The 24,489-nt window shown below is 74.2% G+C and carries 20 protein-coding genes; 9 read left to right on the top strand and 11 right to left on the bottom strand.

What is annotated here, in order from left to right:
* Positions 1-64: 64 nt before the first annotated feature.
* From JJV70_RS03335 to JJV70_RS03310, 6 genes are all read left to right on the top strand, one after another.
* Positions 65-472: a single-stranded DNA-binding protein gene (locus JJV70_RS03335; RefSeq protein ID WP_219046129.1), complete on the top strand. Its 408-nt coding sequence runs from the start codon at positions 65-67 to the stop codon at positions 470-472.
* A 408-nt stretch (positions 473-880) separates the two neighbouring features.
* On the top strand, positions 881-2,185 hold the full coding sequence (locus JJV70_RS03330; protein ID WP_308294659.1) for a thioester domain-containing protein: 1,305 nt from the start codon (positions 881-883) through the stop codon (positions 2,183-2,185).
* A 272-nt stretch (positions 2,186-2,457) separates the two neighbouring features.
* Complete coding sequence (ettA, locus tag JJV70_RS03325; protein WP_219046127.1) at positions 2,458-4,122, top strand: energy-dependent translational throttle protein EttA; 1,665 nt, start codon at positions 2,458-2,460, stop codon at positions 4,120-4,122.
* Between the two features lie 5 nt (positions 4,123-4,127).
* Positions 4,128-4,565, top strand: a complete 438-nt coding sequence (locus JJV70_RS03320; RefSeq protein ID WP_219046125.1) for a thioesterase family protein — start codon at positions 4,128-4,130, stop codon at positions 4,563-4,565.
* Positions 4,525-5,199 (top strand): hypothetical protein, encoded by a 675-nt coding sequence (locus tag JJV70_RS03315; RefSeq protein ID WP_219046123.1) that lies wholly within the window; start codon positions 4,525-4,527, stop codon positions 5,197-5,199. The genes JJV70_RS03320 and JJV70_RS03315 overlap by 41 nt, the downstream gene beginning before the upstream one ends.
* Positions 5,200-5,269: 70 nt before the next feature.
* Positions 5,270-5,674 (top strand): globin, encoded by a 405-nt coding sequence (locus tag JJV70_RS03310; RefSeq protein WP_308294658.1) that lies wholly within the window; start codon positions 5,270-5,272, stop codon positions 5,672-5,674.
* Positions 5,675-5,894: 220 nt separating this feature from the next.
* On the opposite strand, the gene JJV70_RS03305 is transcribed toward JJV70_RS03310, so the two are convergent.
* The 10 genes from JJV70_RS03305 to JJV70_RS03260 form a co-directional block, all read right to left on the bottom strand.
* Complete coding sequence (locus tag JJV70_RS03305) at positions 5,895-7,001, bottom strand: ABC transporter permease (protein ID WP_257573226.1); 1,107 nt, start codon at positions 6,999-7,001, stop codon at positions 5,895-5,897.
* A complete protein-coding gene (locus tag JJV70_RS03300; protein ID WP_219046120.1) occupies positions 6,998-7,729 on the bottom strand; it encodes an ABC transporter ATP-binding protein in 732 nt (243 codons plus the stop codon). The genes JJV70_RS03305 and JJV70_RS03300 overlap by 4 nt, the downstream gene beginning before the upstream one ends.
* Before the next feature lie 154 nt (positions 7,730-7,883).
* Complete coding sequence (locus JJV70_RS03295; RefSeq protein ID WP_219046118.1) at positions 7,884-9,029, bottom strand: FHA domain-containing protein; 1,146 nt, start codon at positions 9,027-9,029, stop codon at positions 7,884-7,886.
* 111 nt (positions 9,030-9,140) lie between these two features.
* Positions 9,141-10,538, bottom strand: a complete 1,398-nt coding sequence (locus JJV70_RS03290; protein ID WP_219046116.1) for a VWA domain-containing protein — start codon at positions 10,536-10,538, stop codon at positions 9,141-9,143.
* A gap of 46 nt (positions 10,539-10,584) precedes the next feature.
* Entirely contained in the window at positions 10,585-11,988 is a 1,404-nt protein-coding gene (locus tag JJV70_RS03285) for a PP2C family serine/threonine-protein phosphatase (RefSeq protein WP_219046187.1), read from the bottom strand.
* A 2-nt stretch (positions 11,989-11,990) separates the two neighbouring features.
* Positions 11,991-14,528, bottom strand: a complete 2,538-nt coding sequence (locus tag JJV70_RS03280; protein ID WP_219046115.1) for a serine/threonine-protein kinase — start codon at positions 14,526-14,528, stop codon at positions 11,991-11,993.
* On the bottom strand, positions 14,528-15,886 hold the full coding sequence (locus JJV70_RS03275; RefSeq protein WP_219046114.1) for a hypothetical protein: 1,359 nt from the start codon (positions 15,884-15,886) through the stop codon (positions 14,528-14,530). Before JJV70_RS03275 ends, JJV70_RS03280 begins: the two co-directional genes overlap by 1 nt.
* A gap of 82 nt (positions 15,887-15,968) precedes the next feature.
* Positions 15,969-17,132 (bottom strand): glutamate ABC transporter substrate-binding protein, encoded by a 1,164-nt coding sequence (locus JJV70_RS03270; RefSeq protein WP_308294657.1) that lies wholly within the window; start codon positions 17,130-17,132, stop codon positions 15,969-15,971.
* Positions 17,129-18,574, bottom strand: coding sequence for a hypothetical protein (locus JJV70_RS03265; protein WP_308294656.1), 1,446 nt, complete (start codon positions 18,572-18,574; stop codon positions 17,129-17,131). Before JJV70_RS03265 ends, JJV70_RS03270 begins: the two co-directional genes overlap by 4 nt.
* 228 nt (positions 18,575-18,802) lie before the next feature.
* Positions 18,803-19,342 carry an HNH endonuclease gene (locus JJV70_RS03260; RefSeq protein WP_219046112.1) on the bottom strand — a complete coding sequence of 180 codons (540 nt, stop codon included), beginning with the start codon at positions 19,340-19,342 and terminating at the stop codon, positions 18,803-18,805.
* Between the two features lie 245 nt (positions 19,343-19,587).
* On the opposite strand from JJV70_RS03260, the gene JJV70_RS03255 reads away from it, so the two are divergent.
* Positions 19,588-20,541, top strand: coding sequence for a mechanosensitive ion channel family protein (locus JJV70_RS03255; protein ID WP_219046111.1), 954 nt, complete (start codon positions 19,588-19,590; stop codon positions 20,539-20,541).
* A gap of 242 nt (positions 20,542-20,783) precedes the next feature.
* Here the strand turns inward: JJV70_RS03255 and JJV70_RS03250 are convergent, their stop codons facing one another.
* Complete coding sequence (locus JJV70_RS03250; protein ID WP_219046109.1) at positions 20,784-21,257, bottom strand: adenylyltransferase/cytidyltransferase family protein; 474 nt, start codon at positions 21,255-21,257, stop codon at positions 20,784-20,786.
* A 133-nt stretch (positions 21,258-21,390) separates the two neighbouring features.
* Here JJV70_RS03250 and JJV70_RS03245 point away from each other — a divergent pair, with 133 nt between their 5' ends.
* Both JJV70_RS03245 and JJV70_RS03240 read left to right on the top strand, forming a co-directional pair.
* Positions 21,391-22,677: a glycosyltransferase family 4 protein gene (locus tag JJV70_RS03245; protein WP_219046107.1), complete on the top strand. Its 1,287-nt coding sequence runs from the start codon at positions 21,391-21,393 to the stop codon at positions 22,675-22,677.
* Positions 22,674-24,407, top strand: coding sequence for a lipopolysaccharide biosynthesis protein (locus JJV70_RS03240; RefSeq protein WP_308294655.1), 1,734 nt, complete (start codon positions 22,674-22,676; stop codon positions 24,405-24,407). Before JJV70_RS03245 ends, JJV70_RS03240 begins: the two co-directional genes overlap by 4 nt.
* The last annotated feature ends 82 nt before the right edge of the window (positions 24,408-24,489 follow it).

The raw sequence follows: 24,489 nt of genomic DNA, 5'->3' as shown, positions 1-24,489 counted from the left end.
CCCACCATGGTCCGTGACCGGTCTGGCAGGCGGGCCGGCGCGGTGGGATGAGGAGACCTCGGGCATGAACGAGACGATGGTGACGGTCGTGGGCAACGTCGCGACGAAGCCGGATTTCCGGGAGACCGAGCGCGGTGCCTCGGTCCGCTTCCGGCTCGCGTCCAATGTGCGGCGGTACGACCGCGAGCAGGGCATGTGGGTGGACGGCACCACGAGTTTCTACACGGTATGGGCGTCGCGGTCGCTCGCCCACAACCTCACCGCGTCAGTGGGGGTGGGGGAACCGGTCATCGTGCACGGCCGGTTGCGCGTGGTGGAGAGCGAGCGCGAGGGGCAGCGCTGGACGCACGCGACGATCGACGCCGCCACCGTCGGCCACGATCTGACGCGCGGCACTTCGGCGTGGGTACGGGTGGCCGCTGCCCGGGCGGAGGCGCCCATGGGGGCCGCGTCCCCGGTGCCCACGGGGTGAGACGCGCGGTCTGACGGGGCGGGGCGGCGGCCGGAGAAGGCGGCGGTGGCAGCTGTGTCGGCAGCCAGCCAAGAGCGAGGAAAGTCCGTTTTGGGGGAGGTGGGGATAACGATTGCGATGCGGTGCGCGTAGCAACTGTGAAAGTTGGGGATCGTGTTGAGCTTGTCTCCTTACGATTTTGAAGACCACGGGGCTGACGAGGGGATAGTCATGAGAGCGATACGCCGACGGGCTGCCGCCCGTCGCGCGGTGACGGCACTGCTCACGGGGATGCTCGCGGCAGCGGGAACGGCGGCGGGGGCGAGTGAGGCGGCGGCGGGGGAGCTCACGGCGCGACCGCTCACGGCGGCGGAGCCTGCGCTGACGGCGGGGGAGCCTGTGGAGGGACGGCTCGCCGGGGGAGAGGCCGTGTCCCGCCCGGAGGGGGCTGGGGGCGCCAGTGCCACGCTGGGGAAACTCAAGGCGCACGGCCGCGCCGTCATCACGGACGGCAGCGCCACGACGGAGACGGCCGCCGGGTTGTTCGAGATGTCCGTCAGTGGCGGTGGCAGCCTGCTCACGTACGGCATCGACATGTACAGCTCCACCGCGCAGGGGGCGCGGTACGAGGAGGTGCCCTGGGCCGACACCTCGCTCCACGACAACCCTGAGGCCGGGCACATACGGTGGATTCTGCGCCACTCCTACCCCCAGGTTGACGATCTCGCCGCGCTCGCCGACCGGGCCGGGGCCAGCCAACTGACGCCGCAGACCGCGGCAGCCGGTACCCAGGTGGCCATCTGGCGCTACTCCGACCTGGGGCCGGACGGCGGGCGGCCGGACGTCACGGCGGTGGACCCGAACGCCGAGAAGCTGGCGGACTACCTGGTCAAGGAGGCCGAGGCCCGCCCCGAGCCGGGGCCGTCTCTGGCCCTGCGGTCGCGCGCCGCCGCCGGGCGGCCGGGCGCAGCGCTTGGCCCGGTGACGGTACAAACGGGCGCGGACCACGTTTCCGTCGCGCCCGGGCCGGAGGCCGTACGGCACGGCGTACGCATCGTGGACGCGCGGGGCGAGGAGGTGACGCAGGCGCGGGACGGCACCGAGCTGTGGTTCGACGTGCCCGAGGACGCGCCGGACGCGAGCGCGAGCCTCACGGTCCAGGGCACCACCCAGATACCCGTCGGTCGCACCCTGGCCGACAGCGGGGTGCACAGCGCCGGTCAGGCACAGGTCGTGGCTGGCTCCAGCGATGCGACGGTGACCGCGCGGGCCACCGCGAGCTGGGCTGCTGAGGGGGCCGCCCCGGCCGTCTCCGCCCGGCCGGACTGCGTTGCCGGGGCTCTGGCGGTCACCGTGGACAACCGGGGCGACGCCGCGTTCACGTTCACCCTGGGGGAGGAGGAACACGCCGTGCCGGGCGGAACGGCCGAGACGGTCGCGGTGCCGGTGGGCGAGGACCAGGCGTACCGGATCACCATCGCGGGGGCCCAGGCAGATACCTGGACGTTCTCTGGCGTGCTGAACTGCGCCACGCTGAGCGCCGAGCCGCAGGAGGAGGGCCTCAGCGTGCACAGCGAGCCCGTCACCGTCGGCGGCGACAGCTCCGGCCAGCACGGGGTCAACCTCGCGGAGACGGGAAGCGACGGCCAGCTGCCGCTGCTGACGGCGGTGGGGCTCGGCCTGCTGGTACTGGGCGGCGGCGCACTCGTCACGGTCGGCCGCAACAGACCGTGACCGGACGCCGACGCCGCGGCCCGGGCACTCCCGCGCCGTGAGGCCCACGCCGCACACGGGCCTCGGCGAGGCCCCGGACGCGGCGGGGGCGGTAGCCGGAACTGCCGGTGGGCGGGCGTATCGGCGGGGCCGGAGCGGTAGCGGCAAGCTTCGCGGACCTGCCCGCCCCGCGCCCGGTTTCCGCCAACGGCGCTCCGTACGGCAGGATGGACAACTGGCCCGCCGCGGCGCAGCCGCGACCCGACACCTACTTCACTGCCGGACGGTTTCTCTTGGCTGAGTTCATCTACACCATGCGCAAGGCGCGCAAGGCGCACGGCGACAAGGTGATCCTCGACGACGTCACCCTGAACTTCCTGCCGGGCGCGAAGATCGGTGTCGTGGGTCCCAACGGCGCCGGCAAGTCCACGGTGCTGAAGATCATGGCCGGGCTGGAACAGCCCTCCAACGGCGACGCCTTCCTCTCGCCCGGCTACAGCGTGGGCATCCTGCTCCAGGAGCCGCCGCTGGACGAGTCCAAGACCGTGCTGGAGAACGTTCAGGACGGCGTGGCCGACACCAAGGCCAAGCTCGACCGGTTCAACGAGATCGCCGAGCAGATGGCGACCGAGTACACCGACGCGCTGATGGAGGAGATGGGCAAGCTCCAGGAGCAGCTCGACCACGCGGGCGCGTGGGACCTGGACGCGCAGCTGGAGCAGGCCATGGACGCGCTGGGCTGCCCCCCGGGCGACTGGCCGGTCACCAACCTCTCCGGCGGTGAGAAGCGCCGCGTCGCGCTGTGCAAGCTGCTGCTGGAGGCGCCGGACCTGCTGTTGCTGGACGAGCCCACCAACCACCTGGACGCCGAGTCCGTCCAGTGGCTGGAGCAGCACCTGGCCAAGTACGCGGGCACCGTCGTGGCGATCACCCACGACCGGTACTTCCTGGACAACGTCGCCGAGTGGATTCTCGAACTCGACCGCGGCCGCGCCTACCCCTACGAGGGCAACTACTCCAAGTACCTGGAGACGAAGCAGGCGCGCCTGAAGGTCGAGGGGCAAAAGGACGCCAAGCGCGCCAAGCGCCTCAAGGAGGAGCTGGAGTGGGTGCGCTCCAACGCCAAGGGCCGCCAGGCCAAGTCCAAGTCGCGCCTCGCCCGCTACGAGGAGATGGCCGCCGAGGCGGAGAAGACCCGGAAGCTGGACTTCGAGGAGATCCAGATCCCGCCGGGTCCGCGCCTGGGCAACATCGTCGTCGAGGTGGAGAACCTCTCCAAGGCGTTCGGTGACAAGGTGCTCATCGACGACCTGTCCTTCACGCTGCCGCGCAATGGCATCGTAGGCGTCATCGGCCCCAACGGCGCGGGCAAGACCACGCTGTTCAAGATGATCCAGGGCCTGGAGGAGGCGGACTCGGGCAAGATCAAGGTCGGTGAAACGGTCAAGATCTCCTACGTGGACCAGTCCCGCGCCAACATCGACGCCAAGAAGACGCTGTGGGCCGTCGTCTCCGACGAACTGGACTACATCAACGTCGGCCACGTCGAGATGCCCTCGCGCGCCTACGTCAGCGCCTTCGGCTTCAAGGGCCCGGACCAGCAGAAGCCGGCCGGCGTGCTCTCCGGCGGTGAGCGCAACCGGCTGAACCTGGCCCTGACCCTCAAGCAGGGCGGCAACCTGCTGCTCCTGGACGAGCCGACCAACGACCTCGACGTCGAGACGCTCTCCTCCCTGGAGAACGCACTGCTGGACTTCCCCGGCTGCGCGGTGGTCGTCTCCCACGACCGCTGGTTCCTGGACCGCGTCGCCACCCACATCCTCGCCTACGAGGGTGACAGCAAGTGGTTCTGGTTCGAGGGCAACTTCGAGTCCTACGAGAAGAACAAGATCGAGCGGCTCGGGCCGGAGGCGGCTCGTCCGCACCGCGCCACCTACAAGAAGCTCACCCGGGGCTGACGCACGTGCGACACCACTTCGCCTGCCCCCTGCGCTGGTCGGACATGGACGCCTTCGGGCACGTCAACAACGTCGTCTTCCTGCGCTACCTGGAAGAGGCGCGCGTGGACTTCATGTTCCGGCTGGCGCGGGAGGCCGACGCCGAGTCCTTCGCGAGCGGCGCCGTCGTCGCCCGGCACGAGATCGACTACCTGCGCCCGCTGGTGCACCGGCACGAACCGGTGACCATCGAGACGTGGGTGACGAAGCTCGGCGCGGCCTCGGCCACGGTCGCCTACGAGGTCAAGGACGGGGAGACGGTGTACGCCCGGGCCGCGACCGTGATCGTCCCCTTCGACCTGCGAAAGGGCCGCCCGCGCCGGCTCTCCGACGCCGAGCGGTCCTTCCTGGAGCCCTACCTCGATGACACCTTCCGTGACCCGGCAGCTCCTGCACCTCGCTGAACCCGGGGAGGCGGTCCGCGTGGCCGCCTTCCTGGAGCGGCTGCTGCGGTGGGAGAAGAACGCCGCCGTGCGCATCCAGGCGGCCGGCGGCGTCGCGGCCGTCTTCGCCCGCCCCGCCCGCTTCGAGGTGCTGGCCGTGCGCACAGCCCGGCTGGCCGAGGCGGACGCGGGTACCGAGCTGGACGTCACCGTCGCGGCCGGGGAGCTGCTGGAGCTGCTGGACGAGAAGGCGGCGTCGCTGCGCGTGCCCGCCGCCGTCACCGGTCCGCCGTGGGCCGGGGTGATGCCGCCGCGCCGGGGCTGGGAGCGGCTCGGCGAGCTGCCGCCGGACGCCGTGCGCACGGTGGCCGCCGCCGCCGTCGGGGAGTTCCGCGAGCGGGCCGAGGAGCTGCCGGAGGCCGAGCGCACGCGGCAGCGGCTGGACGCGCTGGCCGAGGAGATCTGGTCGCGTCCGCTGGGGCGCACCGGACTGCCGCTGCGGGCCGTGCACGCCGCGCACGCGCTGGGCTTCCTGGGCGGGCCGGAGCCGCTGGGGCTGCTGGCGGCCGGACCCTGGCTGCGGCTGTCCACCCCGCACGGTTCCGTCGCCGTGCGCCCCTCCCGCCCGGTGGGACTCTCGGTTACTCCCGCGTAGCCCCGGGGGCTGGGCGCCGCCTCCCTCACGGGCGGCGGGTACGGGCGGGCGATCTGCGACCATGGGGGACGTGATGGAGATTCCGCGAGGCACCTTGCAGACGCAGACGTTCTTCGAGCAGGTCGGCGGCGAGGAGACGTTCCGCCGACTGGCGAAGCGCTTCTACGAAGGCGTCGCGGGGGACGAACTCCTGCGCCCCATGTACCCGGAAGAGGACCTGGGCCCGGCCGAGGAGCGCCTGGCGCTGTTCCTCATGCAGTACTGGGGCGGCCCCCGCACCTACAGCGACCAGCGCGGGCACCCGCGGCTGCGGATGCGGCACGCGCCGTTCCAGGTGGACCGGGCGGCGCATGACGCGTGGCTGCGGCACATGCGGGACGCGGTTGACAGCCTCCAGCTGCCGCCGGAACTGGACAAGCAGCTGTGGAACTACCTGGTGTACGCGGCGAACTCCATGATCAACACACCGGGTTGAGCCGCCGGGGGTGGCCGTTCCCCACTCCGTCACCCCGCCCGGTCCGGGTCCCGCCCGCAGGCCGCGGGCCGTCGCGCGACCGGGAGGCGCGAAAGCCAGTGCGGCGTGTGCCCGCCTCGAACGCGGCGACGGACCCCGCCCGGCGTGCCCAGGCGGGGTCCGTCGCAGGCCGGTTGCCTCACCGCGTGCGTGCGTGCGGCGGACGGTGCCGGACGAGCGCCTAGTCCCAGCGGAAGACACGCCAGGCGAGGAGGGTGACGAGGGCCGCGAAGGCGAGGAGACCGCCGATGACCGGGAGCGCGGCGGCCCAGCTCTCCCCCTGGGTCAAGACCCCCTGCATCGCCTCGGCCAGGTGTTTCAGCGGCAGGAAGTCCGAGACGGTCCGCACCCACGGTGGTGCCGCCTCCAGCGAGAAGAACGAGCCGGACAGGAACGCCATGGGCAGCACGATGACCTGCGCCAGCCCGTTGGCCGCCTCCTCCGACTTCGCCCACGCCCCCACCAGCAGCCCGATGGACAGGAACGCCAGCGTCCCGGCCAGCACGAGCGGGACGACCAGCCACCAGTCGCCGGTGAGCTGGAGCCCGTAGTACGGGAGGCTGGCGACGCCGAGGAAGACCACCAGCTGGACGAGGGCGAAGGCCAGCGTGATGCCGACGCGGGCGCCGATCACCGACGTGGCGTCGATGGGCGCCAGCCACAGGCGGCGCAGGATGCGCTTCTTGCGCCAGGACACCAGGTTGAACGCCGGTCCGAAGACGGCGCCCATCGCCACCGCCCAGCCCAGCAGCCCCGGCGTCAGGTACTGGATCGGCTTGACGGACTGGTCCTCCACCTGCTGCGCGGCGAGCGTATAGGCGGGCGGCTGGCCGGTGGCGGCCTGGTTGGCGGACTGCACGAGCGAGTTGAGCAGCGAGCGGACGGTACCCGCGCGCACCGGGTCGGCGGCGGAGTAGCGCACCTCGATCTCGTCGCCGCGCTGGAACACCGCCGCGTCCACGTCCCCGGTGCGGACCTCCTCCAGCGCCTCGTCCAGCGCGGCCTCGGAGCCGTCGGTCTTCGCCACCTCCAGCACGCCGCGCAGCGCGGCGCGGGACTCCTCGGGCATCTCGTCGAGCACCGCGACGGAACCGACCTGCACGACGGACGTCCCGGACGTGCCGGAGCCTTTGAACAGGGCGCCGAAGAGCACCAGGAACATCAGCGGGAAGAGCAGCAGGAAGAAGACGGCGGTGCGGTCGCGCAGCAGGCCCAGGGCCATGGCCCGTGACAGGCTCACGAACGGCGTGCGGTGCCTTCGCCCGGCGTCGGCGCGTGGCGCGGTCATCCGCGGTACTCCCGTCCGGTCAGGTGGAGGAAGACGTCCTCCAGCGAGTCCACGCCCAGCTCGCCGATCAGTTCGCGGGGCGGGCCGACGCGCAGGACGCGGCCGTGGTCCATGACGGCGACCCGGTCGCACAGCGTCTCGGCCTCGTCCATGTAGTGCGTGGTCAGCACGACGGTGCGGCCTTCGGACTGGATGTCGCGCAGCAGGTCCCACAGGTTGCGCCGGGCCTGCGGGTCCAGGCCCGTCGTCGGCTCGTCCAGGAACACCAGCTCCGGGTCGTGCACGAGCGCGCACGCGATGGACAGCCGTTGTTCCTGGCCGCCGGAGAGCTGGTCCTGGCGCACGCCGGCCTTGTCGGTCAGCCCGACGCGCTCCAGCATCGCGTCGGCGTCCGCCCGCCGGACGCCGTACAGCTCGGCGAAGGTGTGGATCTGCTCGCGGGCGGTGAGCTTCTCGAAGAACGCGGACGCCTGCAACTGCACCCCGATGCGGGCCAGCAGCCGCTTGTCGCGCGGCCAGGACGGCTGGCCCAGCAGCAGCGCCCGGCCCTCGTCCGGGCGGCGCAGCCCCTCGACCATCTCCAGCGTGGTGGTCTTTCCGGCGCCGTTCGGTCCGAGAATGCCGTAGAACTCGCCGCTCGCGACCTCGAACGAGACCCCGTCGACCGCCTGGACATCCCCGTACCGCTTGCGCAGTCCTTCGACGGTGATCGCGGCTTGTTGGTTCATGGGAGTGACGCTATCCCGAGAGGTGGAACGAGCGATCACCGCGTCGGAACATGTGATCGAACGGTGAACTGTCCCGCCGCGCCTGACCATCCACTGGGCCACGCGGACACCGTGCGCACGGCGGACCTGCCGGTGCCGTGCGCACGGGCGGGCGTCAGCCGCGGTGGAGGGTGATCGTCGTCCAGGCGCCGACGTGGACGCGGTCGCCTTCGCGCAGCGGTACCGGCACGAACGGCTGGATCGGGTCCTCGGCGCCGTTGAGCGTGGTGCCGTTGGTGGAGTCCTGGTCGATGACCGCCCAGCCGCCGTCAGGCTGGCGCACCAGCAGGGCGTGCTGGTGCGAGACACCCGGGTCCTCCGGCGGGCGGGAGAGGTCGATGTCGGGTGCCTCGCCCGTGGAATGCCGCCTGCGGCCGATGCTGAGCTGCTCGCCGGTCAGCTGCACCTGTTGCTCCGGTGCGTACGCCGGGAGGTTCAGCGAGGCACCCTCCGGGCCGCTGCGCCGCATCATCGCGGAGAAGTACGCGCGGTCCGGACCGACACTGACGAGCCAGCCCGTCTCCGGCACCGGCGGCGCGCCGCCGGGAGCTGGGTAGCCGTAGCCCGAGGGCTGCCCCGCACCGGGCGCCCCCTGGTTCGGGGCGTGCGGGTGGGGCCGCTGGCCGGGCGGGGCGCCCGGCGGGGCGAGGTTCCAGTCGCCGAGTTCAGCGGTTCCCTGGGGCGGCGCCTGGCGGGCTGGGGCTTGGTGGGCTGGTGCCTGGTGCGCGGCCTGTGGCGGTATCGGCTCGGCCGGGCGGTTCACCCGCGAGGGCCGGGACGCCTCGTACACCGGCGGGGCGCTCTGCTGGAGGAAGCCGGGCGGCGGCGCGGGCGGCGCGTAGGCCGTGGCCGACTGGGTGTGGAAGTTGTACCGGCACTCCTCGCAGAACGGCGCCTGCGACTCGCGCGGCGTGCGGCACTGCGGGCACAGCTCACTGTGCTGCGCGGTGCCGTGCTGTGGGCCGCCGTGGGGTGGCGCGCCGTGCTGCGCGGTGCCGGAGGGCACGCCGGGGCCGGGGTGGTGGCCGTACGCGGGCTGGCCGTGCGCTGAGGACGTCGGGTAGCCGTAACCGTCCCCGGCCTGCTGCGGTGGGGGCGGGCTGGGATAGCCGTACCCGTCGTGCCCCCCGGCGCTGTGCTGCTGTGGCGGCGGGGGCGCCAGCGGCCCCGGCCCGGCCGGAGCCGGTCCCGCCATCCGGTGCCCGCACACCTCGCACCAGTCCTCGGACGTGGACTGGTGGCCGTTCGGACATGTCGGCATCTCGGGCTTCCCCCCTCCGCGCGGCGGTGTGCGCAGTGCGTCGTCTCGTGGTTCTCGGCGGTGCTCGGCCAGCGGTTCGGCGTTTGGCCGGTGGCCTTCGTCAGCCAGACGTCAGCCGGACTTCACCCGGACCGTCTTGGTGGAGCGTGTCTCCAGCGTCATCTCGTCGGCCTCGGCGACCGCCGTCTTCAGTCGAACAGTACCGTTCGCCTCATCCACGACGTCCACCACCTTCGCCAGCAGCCGGGCGGTATCGGCGTGGCCCAGGGCCGCCGCGAGCTGGACGGCGCGGCCCAGGCGCGTCGTCGCGCCGCCGGTGTCCCCGGCCTTGCGGGCGCTGAGGCCCTGCTGGATGGCGTGGGCCAGCTCCGCCTGCCCGGTGTAGTGCGCGACCTGCGGGCTGATCGCCGTGGAGGCGGCCGCGTCGTCGGTCCACACCGCCCGGACCAGGCCCTGACCGAGCACGTCGGCGCCGCCGTCGGGCAGCGGCTGGACGAGACAGACGCGGGCGGCGAGCATCTCCTGGCCGACGGCGGCCGCCGGGACGCGGACGCACACGTGGTAGTCCCGCGACTCGTCGCCCCACGAGCCCGTCGGGTAGTCCCCGGCCCGGGCGGCGACGGGCGCACGCCGGTCGGTGAGATCGGTCACCGTCGGTGCGACCTGCTTCACAAAGCCGATCTCCGCGCCCGCCGGTGTCCACAGCCGCAGGGCGACGTCGGCCACCCCCTTGCCCATGGCGGCCGTCATCATGGTGCGGAAGTCCTCGGCCAGGCCGGAGGATTCGGCGACGATGTCGGCGGTGCCCAGCAGCGCCGTCGCGATGCCGGTGACCTCCGTGACCTCCCAGTCGGTGCCCACCCCGCGCGCGTCGCAGGTGAAGTGCCCGGAGCAGGCGTCCAGCGCGGCCCGCAGCGCGCCCGGTTCCTCGTGTTCGTTGCGCCCGTCGGTGAGCAGGATGCCGTGCCGGATGGCGGCGCCGGAGGCGGTCAGCAGCCGGTCGGCGCACCACAGCCAGGTGCTGATGGCCGTGCCGCCGTCGGGCCGCAGCCTGCGCAGGGTGGCCTTGGCGTCCGCCCGGGTCGCCGGGCCGGCCACCGCTAGGCGGCCCTCACCGGGGTAGATCTCCCGCGCCTCGTGCGTGCCCGCGACGATGGCGAAGGCCACGCCGTCCCGCAGCGCGTCCACCGCCGCCCCGGTGGCCTCACGGGCGTGCCGGATCTTCTGCGGCGGGTAGGACATCGAGCCCGAGCAGTCCACCATCAGCACCACGGCGGCCCGTGGGGCGTCCGCGCCCGCCGGGGCGGGCGCTTCGGTGGCCGGGGTCGCTGGCTGGCCGCTCCCGGCGGGCTGTGCGGAGGCGGGCAGTGGCAGGCCGCCGCTCGTCCCGCCGCCGGTGGCGGTCACCGTGATGACGGCGTGCACTTCCCGGCCGCCCTCCGGCAGATACGGGTTCTGGTGAACCTCCACCGCGAACCGCGGCGTCGTCGGTTTGGCGAAACTGGCCATTCCTCCCTGCCCCCCTCGGCGTCCCGGCCCCCCCGGACGTCGTTCGTCAGACCGATCCTGCCCGCCCGGGCGCGGCCGGGAACGGGAGGACGGCCACCGTTACGTTGTCGTGGCCTCCGCTCTCCAGCGCGTGCCGCACCAGGTGCTGGGCTGCGGGCAGCGGATGCTGCCGGGCGTCGGCGGGTACCGCCTTCGCCATGTCCGCCGCCGACTCGGCGTAGTTCCACAGCCCGTCCGTGCACACGAGGACGACCCCGGGCTCCCCGGGCATGAAGGACGCGGTGTGCGGGTCGAAATCCTCGGAGTCCGCGCCCAGCCAGCCGGTGATGGCGTGAGCACGCGGGTCGGCGAAGGCGTCGGCCTCGGTCATCAGCCCGGCGGCCACCATCTGCGCCGCCCAGGAGTCGTCCTCGGTCAGCCGCGCGGGCGGCGCCGCGCGGTCCTCCGGTACCCAGTAGGCGCGGCTGTCCCCGATCCAGCCGACGGTGAACATCTCCCCGGCGACGACCGAGCCGACGATCGTGCAGGCGGGCGCGTTGGAGCCGCGGTCGCGCCCGGGGTCGGCCAGCGCCGCCACGGCCCGGGCCGCCGCACCCAGCGCCTCGTGCACGGCGTGCGGCGGGTGCACACCCCGGGGGAGTGCGGCGACCAGCGCGTCGCGGGCTGCCGCCGCGGCGGTCGCCGACGCCTCGTCGGGCCGGCTGGAGGACGACACGCCGTCACACACCACCGCGAGCACCGCGGGCGCGGCGTTTGGCAGGTGGGCCACGGAGAGCGTGAAGGCGTCCTCGTTGCGGCGGTGCCGCAGCCCGCGGTCGCTGACCGCCGCGACACCGGGCATCTCCTGCTCCAGGTGGTCGCGCTCCTTGGGTGAGGCGTGACCACAGTGCTCGCAGTAGCCGTCGGCGTCGTCACCACCCGAGCCGACTGTGCCGCAGACGGCGCAGGCCGACGCGGACCGGGGCGGCGGGGGCGGGGACTGCGGCGGGGCGGGCGCCGGGGCGTCGGTGCGCGGGTCGCGCGGGGACTCGCGCGCGGCGGGCGGGGCGAGGGGGAAGCCGGTCAGCGTGGGTGTGGGCTCGGCGGCGGAGGCCGGGGGACCCGAGGCGGGCGCCGGGACGGCGGCCGGTGGCGGCGTACTCGGCGGGGGACCGGCGGGAGTGGGCGGGTGCGCGGGCGGCGGCGGCACGGCCATGGGCGGCGTGCCCGGCTCGGGCGGCGTGCCCTGGTGGGTGGGCGCGCCCGACTGGGGCGGTGGAGCTGGCGCGCCCGGGCCGGCGACCCCGGCCTGCGGGGGCCGCGCGGTGGCGGTGGCTGCCGTGCTGGCGGTCTCGGCCGTCGGTCGCGGCACCGTGGCGAGGCTGAGGCCGCACCGGCCGCAGAAACGGTCGTCCTCCTCCAGCGGTTCGGCACAGCCGGGGCAAGCGGAGCACTGGTCGAGCTGCTGCATCCTCACACCCAAGTCCTGGGGCGGAGGCGGTTCGCGCGCTCCACCCATGTGATTCTCTCGGTCCCGCTCTGCGCCAGCCGGGCGAGTCTGCGGCAGGCGGCTTCCAGGCCGAGCCGCAGCCCCTCCTCGGTCGGCGCGCTGCCCAGCAGCGGCCCGTGCGGTGCGGCGGTGCCGGGTGGGGCCGGACGTCCGGCCAGCACCCAGTCCAGGGCGGTGCCCAGCACTTCGGTGGCCAGGCGCTCCCGGCGCGGGGCGTCCAGACCGAGCGCTTCCAGCTGCTCCAGCTCCGTCGCGGCGGACCGCACCTCCGCCCACACCGGTTCACGCGGGTCGCGCTGGCGCAGGCGGGCGGAGACGGCCGCGACCCGGGCGGCCACGTAGTGGATGGACGCCTCAGGCACGGACTGGAGTGCCGCGACGGCTCCGGCCCGGTCCCCGCGGGCCAGCCGCACCCGGGCCAGTCCGAAGGCGGCGCTGACGTAGTTCGGGTCCGTGGACCATACCAGTCGGTAGAACTCCTCGGCGTTGTCCCACTGGCCCAGCAGTTCGGCGCTGACGGCCAGCGCCAGCTTCGGCGCGGGCTCGCCGGGGAACGCGTCGTACACGGCGTCGAAGGCGACGGCGGCGGTCGCCAGGTCGCCGTGCACCAGCGCCGCCACCCCCCGGTACCACACCACCCGCCAGTCCTCCGGGTGCCGACTGGCCAGTTCCGCGAGCTGGGCCGCACCGGCGTCGGAGCCGGGTGTGGTGGCCGTCAGCTCCAGCCGGGCCCGCAGCGCGCGCAGCCGCAGCTCGACGGAGTCGGTGGGAGCCGCCCGCAGCGCGGCGTCCAGGTCGGCGGCTGACGCGCCGGTGAGTCCGGCCAGGAAACCGGCGTTCGGGTCGGCCGGGTCCACCAGGGGAACCGGCAGGGCCAGCGCCACCGCGCGGGTGTCCAGCGGCGTCACCGTCACAGGACCCATCGCCCCAGGGAGGGGCGGCAGCTGGGCCGGCGTCAGACGGCTGCGGCGGCCCCGGGGCGGGCGGGCGCCGAGCCGGGAGGCGTCCGCGTCCCCCTGGGGCAGCAACTCCGTACTCGAAACCCGCAGTTCCGGGCCGAACAGGGTGGAGACGGCTGGCCGCGGCTGGCCGGAGCGTTCGGCGACGACCTCCCGCAGGACGCCGGTCAGCTGCTCGGCCATCTCGGCGGCCGACGCGAACCGCCGCCCGGGCTCCGGGTCGGTGGCGCGCACCAGCAGGCGGTAGAAGGACTCGTGCCGGGCGAACACCTCCACCGACTCCGGCGGCGGCAGGCTGTCGGCGTAGGTGTTGGTGTAGCCGCGGAAGTCGAACGTCAGCACCGCGAGGGTGCGGGCGACGGTGTAGAGGTCGGAGGCGACCGACGGCCCCACCTCGGCCACCTCGGGCGCCTGGTAGCCCACGGTGCCGTAGACGGCGCTCTCGTGGTCGTCCATGCGGCGCACCGCGCCCAGGTCGATCAGCTTGAGCTGGTCGTGCTGCTGGATGGCGTTGTCCACCTTGAAGTCGCAGTACAGCAGGTTGCGGCTGTGCAGGTGGCCGATGGCCTCCAGCGCCTCGATGCCGAACGCGCACGCCTGCTCCACCGGCAGCGGGTCGCGCCGCCCTTGCGGCGTGCGGCGCTCCTCGGCGAGCTGCTTGAGCGACTTGCCGCCGACGTACTCCATGACGATGTAGCCGTCCAGGCTGCCGGTGCGCTGGTCCAGGTGCTCGACGAAGTTGTAGATGCGCACGATGCCCGCGTGCTCGATCTCGGCGAGGAAACGCCGTTCGGAGATCGCGGCGGCCATGGCGTCCTGGTCCCCGGTGTCCAGCAGGCCCTTGAGCACCACCCAGCGGTCGGAGACGGCCTTGTCGACGGCGAGGTAGATCCAGCCGAGCCCGCCGTGGGCCAGGCACCCGGCCACCTCGTACTGGCCGTGCACGACGTCACCGGGGTTCAGCTTCGGCACGAAGGAGTAGGGCTGCCCGCACTTGGTGCAAAACCCCTCGGTGCGGCCCGGCCGCCCGGCGCGGGCGCGGCCCACCGGGCTGCCGCACTCGGGGTTGCCGCAGAACCGCTTGCGCTCGGGCACCTCGGCCCGCTCCAGCACGGCCGACGCCGGGTCGGCGCGCGGCACTTCGGGCACCGTCACCAGGCCCGCGCCGAGCCGGTGGCGTCCCGACGAGCCCGAGGACGTTCCGCGTGAGCTGCGCACCGACATCCGGTTCCCGCCCGCACCGGAGCCGGTGCGCGCGGAGAGCCGTCCGGACACCGAGCGGCGCGAGGACTGCGATGGGGCCGAGCTACGCCCGAAGTCGCCGGACCGGGCCGGGGGCAGCGAGCCGGAGCCGCTGCCGGGACCGGCGGGAGCGCCCGGGCCCCAGCCGGACGCGGCGGCAGCGGACCCGGGAGGCGGTACGGCCGCCGGGGCCACCACCGGGGACAGACCGCAGGTGTCGCAGTACAGCTGCCCGCCGCCGACGTCCTCGTACCGCCCCGCGCAGTCCCGCTGCTGGCACGTGTGCCCCTGCCCGGTCATCAACCGCCCTGCCCCTTGCCGTCGTTCCGTTCCGCCCCGGGCGCCTCGCCTGCCCCGTCCGCCCCGTCCGCCGGGCCGCCTGCCGCCGTGGCCGCCGCGCCGCCCGGGGCCAGGTGGCCGGTCGCCGCGTGCTGGTAGCGCAGCACCGCCTGTTCGGCGGCGCGCAGGTCACACGGGGCGCTCCACAGCATGCGGCGGGCCGCGTCGTAGCGCTGGCTGAGCAGCGGCTCCTCAGCCAGCCCGTGCCGGGCGACCTTGGCCCGGTACGCGTCCAGCCGCCCGCGCAGCTCGGCGCGGACCGCCAGCGGCGCCGTCACCGCGGCGAGCTGGTCGCGGGCGCGCCGCAACTCGTCGTCCGCGCGCTGCTCCAGGGCGTCCAGCAGCGGGGAGAGCCGGTTCCACCGGGCGTGGCGCCGGTGTTCGGCCGCTGCCGCGAGCTGTTCGTGCAGCGCGGTGGCCGGTCCGCTGACGGCCGGTACCTCCGACGCGGCGATCTTCGCCAGCACCTCGCCGCGCGCCGTGCGGGCCTCGGCCAGGGTGCGGTCGGCCCGCGAGAGCACGTCCCGCAGCCGGGCCAGGCGCTGTTCGGCGTCCTGCCGTACGCCGAGCACCGCGTCGATCTCCCGGCGCACCTCCTCCAGCGCGCGGGCCGCGCGGTCGTACCGGTCGGTGTCCGGACGGCCGCCGCCGGGCGCGCTGTTGGCACCCGCCGACCGCCAGAACGCCAGCGGGTCGGTGATCACCTCCTGGCGCAGCCGGGTGAGTTCGGCGGTGATCTCCGCCAGGTCGTCCCCGGCCGGGTGCTCACCGGGCCGGACGCCGACGGACCGCGCCAGCGAGCGGATGCGGCCCAGCTCGGCGGCGAGCAGGTCGATCCGGGCGGGCAGCGCGGACCACACCGCGTCGGCGGCGACCACCACGTCCAGCGCGCGGGCGTACCCGGAGTTCATCCGGTCCACCAGCTCGGTCAGGCTCAGCCGCTCGGCCAGCCGCCCGCCGGGCGCGCCACCGCCCGCACCGGCCACCGTCACGCCGCGCCCGCGCAGCAGATCGGTCAGCTCGGCCAGTTCCCCCCGGCCGGGCCAGCGCCGCCGGGCCCGCACTCCACGGGCGGTGGTCAGCGCCTCGGTGTAGCGCTCGAACTGCGTCCACAGCGCGGTGATGGTCTGCTCGGCGGCCGCCCAGCGGTGCCGGGTGGTGCCGGTCAGCTCGGCGCCCTCCAGCAGGCGGCGCCCGGCGTGGTCCTGGAGGGCGAGCAGCGACGACTCGATGGCCTCGTGCTCCGCGCCGAGCCGGGCCAGCGCCCGGTCCACCTCGTCCCGGCTCAGTACCGGTCCAAAGGATTCCGCGGCCTCCATCAGTCACCTCGCTGCTCTCGTCCGCCCTGCCCCTGTTACGCCTGCCCGGCTCCGTGTCGCCGTGGTCCGCCTCCGCCCGCGCTCAGTCCCGGTACACCGGCGCTGGTGGGTTCGGCTTCCGGTCCGGCATGACGTCGGCCAGCCAGCGGTCGTAGGACGCCCGCCACGCGCTGTCCTCGCCATCCGAGTCACCTGAGTCATCCGAGCCATCCGAGTCACCCGAACGGAAGTCGTTCAGCACCGCGTTGACGCGCCGGACCAGGTCCTCGTCGGCCAGGTTCATCGCCACCCCGTAGGACTCGGTGGTGAACGCCTCGCCGACCAGCCCGACCGTCGGGTCCTGCGCGGCCTGCCCCGCCGCCAGCGCGTTGTCGGTGACGACCGCGTCCACCTCACCGAGCTGGAGACGCACCAGACAGTCCAGCTGATTCGGCACGAGCAGCACCTCGGCGCCGTGCGCGTCAGCCTCCAGCGCGCTCTGGCCCGTCGAGCCGCGAGCGGTGCACACCGTGCGGCCCTCCAGCGAGGCGTCGTAACCGGTGATCTTGGACGCGCGCGGCGCCAGCACCTGCTGTCCGGCCTCGAAGTAGGCGGTGGAGAACGCCACGTCCGCACGCCGGTCGCAGGTGACCGTCATCGTGCGCACCACCATGTCCACCCGGCGCTCGCGCAGCGCCGGGACCCGCTGATCGGTGGGGATCGTGCGGTAGACGATGGCCGGGTCCTCGCCCAGCAGGTCGCGCGCGATCGCCTTCACCAGGTCGATGTCGAACCCGTCGATGGCGCCGGTGTGCGGGTCGCGGTAGCCCCACAGATAGCTGTTCTGGTCGACGCCGACGATGAGCTTCCCGCGCTCCTTAACGCGCCGCACGGCCGCACCGGAGGCGTCCGAGGGGCGCAGGCTCGCCGCCACCGGGCTGCCGTCGGCACACCGCTCGGGGGCGCCGGGTGCGCCGGGCGCGGCGGGCGGGCGGTCCCCCGGCGCCTGGGCCGGGGCGGCCCGACCGGGTGGTCCGGCTGCCGGTGCGGTCCCGTGGGCCGGTGCGCTGTCGGCCGTCTGCGCGCTGGTGGTCCGAGCGCTGGCGCCGGTCCCGGGGGTGGCGAGCACCGCCGCTTCGAGGGCGGCGAGCGCCAGCGCGCCCGCTGCCAGCGTCGCGCGCAGCCCGTGGCGCGCCCCGCGTGCCGGTGCGTCTTCGGCGTCCGTTCCCGCTCGCCTGCCGCGCATCGTCCAGCCCTCCCCGCTCACCGGTACTCCGACAGCCTGCGGCCCATCCCGGCCACCACCCCCGCGGCTCCCGCCAGGCCCAGTATCCCGGCGCCCACGGCGAGCCCGGTGAGCGCGCCGCGTCCCGCCCGGGCGGCGTCGGTGAACTCCCGCCGCTCGTGCGCGAGGGCGTCCCGCAACGCCGTATCCACCGCGTCGAACGCCTCACCCGTGCTGTCGCTCGGGCCGATCACCTTGGCCACCGCGTCACCGTACTCGCCGGTGTTGTCCAACTCCCGTGCTTCGGCGTGACGTTCCCGCCACCGGGCGACCTGGTCGCGGGCCGTGGACACCGGTTCGCGCCCCTCGGCGTCGTCCGCCCGTGCCAGCGCGTCCCCCAGCAGGCCGTCCTCCCCGGTGCCGGAGCCCGCGAGGGCGGCCATGCTCGCCTGGTACGTCTCCTCGTACTGGGCACCGCCGCCGCGCGCGACGAGCGTCATGCCCTCGTCGCCCCGTGCCTCCAGCGCCGCCACCAGGGCCTCGTTCAGCACGTGCTGTGAGCGCGCGCCGCTCTCGTCGGCGTCGTTCAGCTGGGCAGCGGCCACCCCGTGCGCGACGGCCAGCCACACCAGCAGCGCCACCGTCGCCCCGGTCGCGGCGACCAGCCCGCGATTGAACACCCGGTTGGTGCGCAGGAAGTGGCGGCGCTGGGCCCAGCCGAGCGTGCCCAGCGCCGCCGCGCCGAGCAGCAGCGCGCCCCAGGGCCATGCGGTGGCGTCCTCGTGGTCGCGTGCGTAGCGGGCCGTCTCCGTCTCGTACAGGGTGCGCGCGGCGGGCAGCAGCTCGGTGCGCATCTGCTGGTCCGCGTAACGCAGGTAGGCGCCGCCGATGGGCAGGCCCTGGCGGTTGTTGGCCCGCGCCGCCTCCACCAGCCCGGTGTAGCGGGGCAGACCCCGGCCCAGCACGCTGAGCTGGCTGCGCGCCGCCGGCGAGCCCTCGCCGCTCGCCGCGGCCCGGGTGATCAACTCCGCCGCGGTGCCGATGTTCTCGTCATACCGCTCGCCGGCCGCGCGGGGTTCCTCGCCACCCGCCAGGAACCCGCTGGCGGCCGTGGTGTTGGCGTCGGCCAGCGACCGGTGGATCTCCGCCGCGTCCGCGCTGAGCCGCTGACTGCTGTGGAGCACGGCGTCCGCCGCGTCCGCCCGGGCCGTCACCTGCCAGACCGTCACCGCGCCGCAGGCCAGCACGAGGACGACGAGGACGGCGCCGATGACGCGCAGCCGCCCCGGTTCCGTCATTGCGGCGGCCCGGGTGCGCGCCGCCGCCTCCGCCCACAGCCCGCGCTCGCCCCGGCGCGCCGGGCCGTCCGGAGCGGGCCCGGCAGCCGGGTCGGCCAGGGCGGATGGCACCGGCGGGAGCGGGCCGGGCGCGGCGGGCGGAGCCGACGGCATCACGGGCGCCGTCGGCCCGGGCGGCTGCGTCACGGTACGGGCCCTCCCCCTCGGTCACTCATCACGTCTCCCCCGTTACGGCCAGCAGTATGTCCCCTGGAGAGCGCTGGTGACACCGGTGGGTCCCCACAAAGTCGCGGTGGCGGCCGGTAGCGGCGGCCCGGCGTGGGCCGTGGGGCGGCGGCTCCGCACGCCTTTGGCCGCCTGCTCCGCGCCCCAGACCGGCCGCCCGTGCCACGGCTCCGCAGACAAAGACCCGGATCAGGCAGGGGTTCTGCCGTCGATCCGGGCCAGGGCGTCGTCCGCGCCGTACGGCTGCAGGTAGGGCAGCCAGCGCGGGTCCCTATGGCCCGTGCCGATGATGCGCCACGCCAGCCCGCTGGGCGGCGCGGGCTGGTGCCGCAGCCGCCAGCCCAGCTCCGCGATGTGCCGGTCCGCCTTGACGTGGTTGCAGCGGCGGCAGGCGGCGACGACGTTGTCCCACACGTGCTGCCCGCCACGGCTGCGCGGGATCACGTGGTCCACGCTCGTCGCCGTCTGCCCGCAGTAGGCGCAGCGGCCGCCGTCCCGGGCGAACAGCGCGCGCCGGGTCAGCGGCACCGGACCCCGGTAGGGCACGCGGACGAAACGCTTGAGGCGTACCACGCTGGGTGCGGGGATGACGCGGGTCGCGCTGTGCATCAGGGCGCCGGAGTCCTCCAGGCTGTCGGCCTTGCCGTTGAGGACGAGGATGAGCGCGCGGCGGAGCGGTACGACACCGAGCGGCTCGTACGACGCGTTGAGGACCAGGACATGCGGCACGGTGCCTCCTTGTACGCCTGCGGCACGTGGCTCGTGCCGGGACGATCTCCCTCAGTGTCACCCGGGCCTGCCCCGCCGCGCCACCACGATCACGTAACGCGCGGGGCGTGTTCTTCCCCACACCGCGCCCGGGTGCGGCCCTGCTGGGAGCGAGCACCCGTGCGCGGTGATGGCGCAACGCCGGATTCTTCCGGGAGCGGCGTGCTTAGGTGGGCGCCGTGGAGGTCGTGATCATGTTGTATGCCATGCGTGACAGGAACGCGATAACCGCCGGGGACGCCGCGGATGCCGTGGACGATGTGGAGCGGCACGCGGACGAGGCGGCGGGCTGGGTGCAGAGCAACTGGGAGACCTGGCTCGGGGCGGGCCTGCGCATCGTCCTCATCGTGCTCATCGCGCTCGTGCTGCGGGCGGTGGTCCGGCGCACCATCACCCGGCTTGTCACCCGGATGAACCGCAACACCGAGGAGGGGGCCGCGCCCGGTGGCGGCTTCGGGTCTTTGCTGATCAACGCCGAGCGGCGGCGGCAGCGCTCCGAGGCGATCGGCTCGGTGCTGCGCTCCGTCGCCTCGTTCCTCATCCTGGGCACCGCGGCGCTGACCGTGCTGTCCGTCCTCAGCATCAACCTCGGGCCGCTGCTGGCCAGCGCCGGTGTCGCGGGCGTCGCGATCGGCTTCGGCGCGCGCAACGTGGTGATGGACGTGCTGACCGGGATGTTCATCCTGCTGGAGGACCAGTACGGCGTCGGCGACCGCGTGGACTGCGGTGAGGCCGTCGGCACGGTGCTGGAGATCGGCCTGCGGGTGACGAAGCTGCGCGGTGACGACGGCGAGATCTGGTACGTGCGCAACGGCGAGATCAAACGGGTCGGCAACCTGAGCCAGGGGTGGGCGACGGCGACCGTGGACGTCCAGGTCCGCGCGAACGAGGACCTGGAGCGGGTGCGCGGCGTCATCACCGACGCGGGCCGGGAGCTGGCCGCATCCGCCCCGTGGGACGAGAAGCTGTGGGGGCCGGTGGAGGTGCTGGGGCTGGACACGGTCACGATGGAGTCGATGACCGTGCGCGTCTCCGTCCGCACCATGCCCGGCGCCGCCCCGCCCGCCTCCCGCGAACTGCGCTGGCGCATCAAGCAGGCGCTGGACGCGGCGGGCATCCAGCTGGTGGACGACGCGGGCCTGTCCCTGGAGAAGCGGTGACCCAAGGCGCGGGGAAGCCGGACGCGGGTGACCCGGCGCACCGGACCATCAGCGGGGTGCCGCACCGGCCGTCACGGTGTCACACCCCGCCGCCCCGGCTAGTGCCGCGTCAGTCAGGGTTTGCCCGTCAAGGAGCGGCGTCCGGTGCGGTGCATCGCAAGGCGCCGGATCGACNCGATTCGGCAACGCCGCGAGGCGCCGTGCCGGGCGTCGCGACGGGGCGAACCTTGGCTGACGCGGCGCTAGCTGTGCGGCGCGGACGACTCCGTGGCGGGAGCCGGTGGCTGCACCAGGGCGTCCAGGGCGCGGCGCAGGTGGGTGCTGGAGGTGTGCACGGTGTAGGGGAAGTAGACGACGTCCACGCCCACGGTGGCGAAGTCGCGCTCCAGCTGGTCACCCTTGGGGGTGCCGCGCCAGTCGTCGCCCTTGAACAGGACGTCGAAGCGGACCTGGCGCCAGGTTTCGAGCTTGCTGGGGACGGTCTCGACGAAGGCGGCGTCCACGTACTTGACGCTGCGGACGATTTCCAGCCGTTCGACCAGCGGGATCATCGGGCGCCGCCCCTTGGCGCGCTCGGCCATCTCGTCCGACACCACACCGGCCACCAGGTAGTCACACTGCTGCCGGGCGTGCCGGAGAATGTTCAGGTGACCTATGTGGAAGAGGTCGTAGGCGCCGGGCGCGTATCCCACCCGGTACGGTCCGCTGTCCGCCATGCGGCTCCTGCTCCCCTCAGGCCGGCAGTCCCGGAACCGTTGGCCCCGGTTTTACCGTGCACACTACGTAGATGAACATGTGAACGTTTAGAGTACGCGAGCTGAGAAGCTCGTCGAGGGACAGGGACACAGGATGCCGATAGGCGGAGGGGCCGACCCGGCCGGGAGCGGACGGGGCGGGCTGCGGCTGCTGCTGGTGTCCACCAACTACGCGCCGGAGCACACCGGCATCGGCCCGTACGCCACCCAGGTCGCCGAGCACTGGGCGGCCAGCGGCCACGAGACCCATGTGCTGGCCGGGATGCCGCACTACCCCGCCTGGTCGGTGGACCCGGCGTACCGGGGGAAGTGGCGGCACACCGAGGCCCGGGCGGGTGTGACGGTGCACCGCAGGCGGCACACCGTGCCCCGTCGGCAGACGGCGGCCCGGCGGGCGCTGTTCGAGGGCTCGGGCCTGGCCCACCAGCTCACCGCGCCCCCGCGCATCGGGCGGCCGGACGCCGTTCTCGCCCAGATACCGAGCCTGGCCGGCGGGGTGGCCGGAGCCCGCCTCGCGGCGCGCTGGGGCGTGCCGTACATCCCCGTCTTCCAGGACCTGATGGGGGCAGCCGCCGAGCAGAGCGGCGTCGCGGGCGGGGACCGGGCAGCAGCGCTCGCAGCCCGCGTCGAGGGGTACATCCTGCGCCACGCCGCGCTCGTGGGCGTCATCCACGAGACGTTCGTCCCGCGCGTGAGCGCCCTGGGGGCGCCCCGGGAGAAGATCCGCGTCCTGCCGAACTGGTCGCACGTGGCGGCCCCGGTACAGCCGCGCGAGGAGACCCGGCGCCGCCTGGGCTGGGCGCCAGCCGACACCGTCGTGCTGCACTCGGGGAACATGGGGCTCAAGCAGGGGCTTGAGGTGCTGGTGGAGGCCGCCCGCCTCGGCCCGGACGTGCGGGTGGTGCTGATGGGGGACGGCAACCAGCGCGAGACGCTGGCCCGGCTCGCCCAGGGCGTGCCCAACCTGGAATTCCTGCCTCCGGCCGCTGACGGCGACTTCCCCGAGGTGCTCGCGGCGGCGGACGTGCTGACCGTGACCCAGCGGGCCTCGGTGCTCGACATGAGCGTCCCGTCCAAGCTGACCTCGTACTTCGCCGCCGGGCGTCCGGTGCTCGCCTCGGTGGCCGCAAGCGGCGGCACCGCCGAGGAGGTACGGCGTTCGGGCGCCGGGGTGCTGGTCGAGCCGGAGGACCCCGGCGCGCTGCTGCGGGCGGTACGGGAGCTGGCCGCCGATCCGGAGGCGGCCCGGAAGCTGGGCGCCGCCGGGCCCGCGCACGTCGCCGCGCACCTGAGCCGGGAGGCGGGTCTGGCCCGCTACGACGCGCTGGTGGACGAAGCGCTCGCCATGAGCCGGGCAGGAGCGAGGGGGATGGGCCAGTGAGCCAGGGCCATCACGTCCAGGCCAAGGCGGGGCCGTCGGCCTCCGCGACGGTGGAGGACGAGCCGGACCTGCTGCGGGACCAGTTCCGGCAGCTGCTGCGCTACCCCCGGCTGGTGGCGGCCGGGATCGTGCTCGGCCTGCTCGGCGGGGCCTGGCTCGGCTTCAGCACGGCGGACACCTATGTGGCCAGCAGCGAAGTAGTGCTGCGGGCTCCCACCGAGGACCCCTTCAACCCCAGCATCGCGGTCGAGAAGACCGTGGACATGAACACCGAGCGGCAGGCGGCCGAGAGCAAGCGAACCGCTGACCGGGCCGGGGAGGCGCTGAGTTTCCCGGGAAGCACCTCGCAGCTCCTTCAGGGGCTTCAGGTGACCAACCCGCCCCAGTCCCTGGTGCTGCGTTTCAGCTATACCGACGACAATCCCAAGGTCGCGGCGGACCGGGCGAACGCCTTCGTCGAGGCGTTCCTCGCCGACCGGCAGGAGCAGACCGAAGAGACCCGCGACACCATGATCGAGGGGCTGAGGTCCCAGCTGGACCCGATCGCCAAGGAACACGACCGGCTGGCCGCGCAACTGGACGGCACCAGCGGTACCGGTGCCGAGGCCGAGTACGCCGTCAAGGCCAACCTGCTCAACCGCATCACCGAGCTCAGCAACCGGATCAGCAAGCTGGAAGCGCTCGACATGTCCGCCGGAAAGGTGATCAAGGTGGCGACGCCTCCGGCGTCCTCGGAAGGTCCCGGGTGGGCGCTGTCCCTGAGCCTCGGTGGCGCCGTCGGTATCGCACTGGGCCTGCTGATGGCCTGGGTGCGGCTGGTGTTCGACCCGGCGGCCCGGTCGGAAGGCGATGTGGCGCGGGCGCTGCGCGCTCCGGTCCTGGGTTCGCTGCCCCTCACCCGGGACAGCGAACCCCTGCTGACCGAGGACCGGGAGGACTCCCCGCTCGCCGAGGAGTACCGCTCGATCGCCTACCGGCTCGCCTACGACCACCGCTTCGCCGACCGGCGGCGGCTGCTGGTGGCCGCGCCCCGGGGGTCGAGCCGCACGGCCGCCGCCGTGGCCGTCAACCTGGCCGCGTCGTTCGCCGAGACGGGCAAGCGGGTGCTGATCGTCGAGGCGGAGCTGCGCCGTCCCGCGCTGGAGAAGCAGCTGCGCGCCCGTGAGCTCAACCGCACGTCCTGGGGGCGCCGGGAGGAGGACGACGACGGGTGGCCCGGACAGCGGCGGCTGGCCGTGGACGCGGGCGTCTCCGGCGGCTTCGAGCTCGTCCCCGGCCGCCGGGTCCGCAACGTGGCCCGCGCGCTGACCTCGGCGGAGACCTCCCGCCTGGTCGCCGAGGCGGACGACCCCCAGGTGACCGTCATCGTCCTGACCCCGCCGGTCTTCGCCTACGCCGACGCGCTCGCCCTGGTGGACCGGGTGGACGGCGTGCTCGTGGTGTGCGACCCGCGCGGCGTGCACCGGTCCCAGCTGGTGCGGCTGCGTGAACTCATCACGGGCGCGGGCGGAACCGTCCTGGGCACCGTGATGCACCGTGGGCAGCGCGGGGCGAGCGGGCAGCGGCCGAAGGGCGTCCGGGGGGCGCCGCGCGGCTCCGCCGCGCAGCCTGCCCGGCCCGCGCCAGCGGAAACGGCGGGGTACCACCCGCCGGAGGACGAGGAACCGGATCTCGGCGACGGCCTGTCCACCATCGCCCTGCGGGCCGTCCGGCCCCGCGACCGTTCGTGAGCGCGGGGGGCGCCGGGGGCGCGGGGGCCGACAGCGCGGGGGGCGCCGAGGACCCGGCGGGCGCCGGCAGCGCGGCGGCAGG

Source organism: Streptomyces sp. JJ66 (genome assembly GCF_019303495.1).
Taxonomy (GTDB): domain Bacteria; phylum Actinomycetota; class Actinomycetes; order Streptomycetales; family Streptomycetaceae; genus Streptomyces.
This window is presented reverse-complemented; position numbering and strand designations above follow the sequence as displayed.

Excerpts from the sequence above, each read along its gene's own strand:
- JJV70_RS03285 (WP_219046187.1), bottom strand. The coding sequence starts at position 11,988 with ATGCAGCAGCTCGACCAGTGCTCCGCTTGCCCCGGCTGTGCCGAACCG.
- JJV70_RS03335 (WP_219046129.1), top strand. The coding sequence starts at position 65 with ATGAACGAGACGATGGTGACGGTCGTGGGCAACGTCGCGACGAAGCCG.
- JJV70_RS03250 (WP_219046109.1), bottom strand. The coding sequence starts at position 21,257 with ATGGCGGACAGCGGACCGTACCGGGTGGGATACGCGCCCGGCGCCTAC.
- JJV70_RS03300 (WP_219046120.1), bottom strand. The coding sequence starts at position 7,729 with ATGAACCAACAAGCCGCGATCACCGTCGAAGGACTGCGCAAGCGGTAC.
- JJV70_RS03280 (WP_219046115.1), bottom strand. The coding sequence starts at position 14,528 with ATGACCGGGCAGGGGCACACGTGCCAGCAGCGGGACTGCGCGGGGCGG.
- JJV70_RS03290 (WP_219046116.1), bottom strand. The coding sequence starts at position 10,538 with ATGGCCAGTTTCGCCAAACCGACGACGCCGCGGTTCGCGGTGGAGGTT.
- JJV70_RS03315 (WP_219046123.1), top strand. The coding sequence starts at position 4,525 with ATGACACCTTCCGTGACCCGGCAGCTCCTGCACCTCGCTGAACCCGGG.
- JJV70_RS03295 (WP_219046118.1), bottom strand. The coding sequence starts at position 9,029 with ATGCCGACATGTCCGAACGGCCACCAGTCCACGTCCGAGGACTGGTGC.
- JJV70_RS03255 (WP_219046111.1), top strand. The coding sequence starts at position 19,588 with ATGCGTGACAGGAACGCGATAACCGCCGGGGACGCCGCGGATGCCGTG.
- JJV70_RS03245 (WP_219046107.1), top strand. The coding sequence starts at position 21,391 with ATGCCGATAGGCGGAGGGGCCGACCCGGCCGGGAGCGGACGGGGCGGG.
- JJV70_RS03275 (WP_219046114.1), bottom strand. The coding sequence starts at position 15,886 with ATGGAGGCCGCGGAATCCTTTGGACCGGTACTGAGCCGGGACGAGGTG.
- JJV70_RS03305 (WP_257573226.1), bottom strand. The coding sequence starts at position 7,001 with ATGACCGCGCCACGCGCCGACGCCGGGCGAAGGCACCGCACGCCGTTC.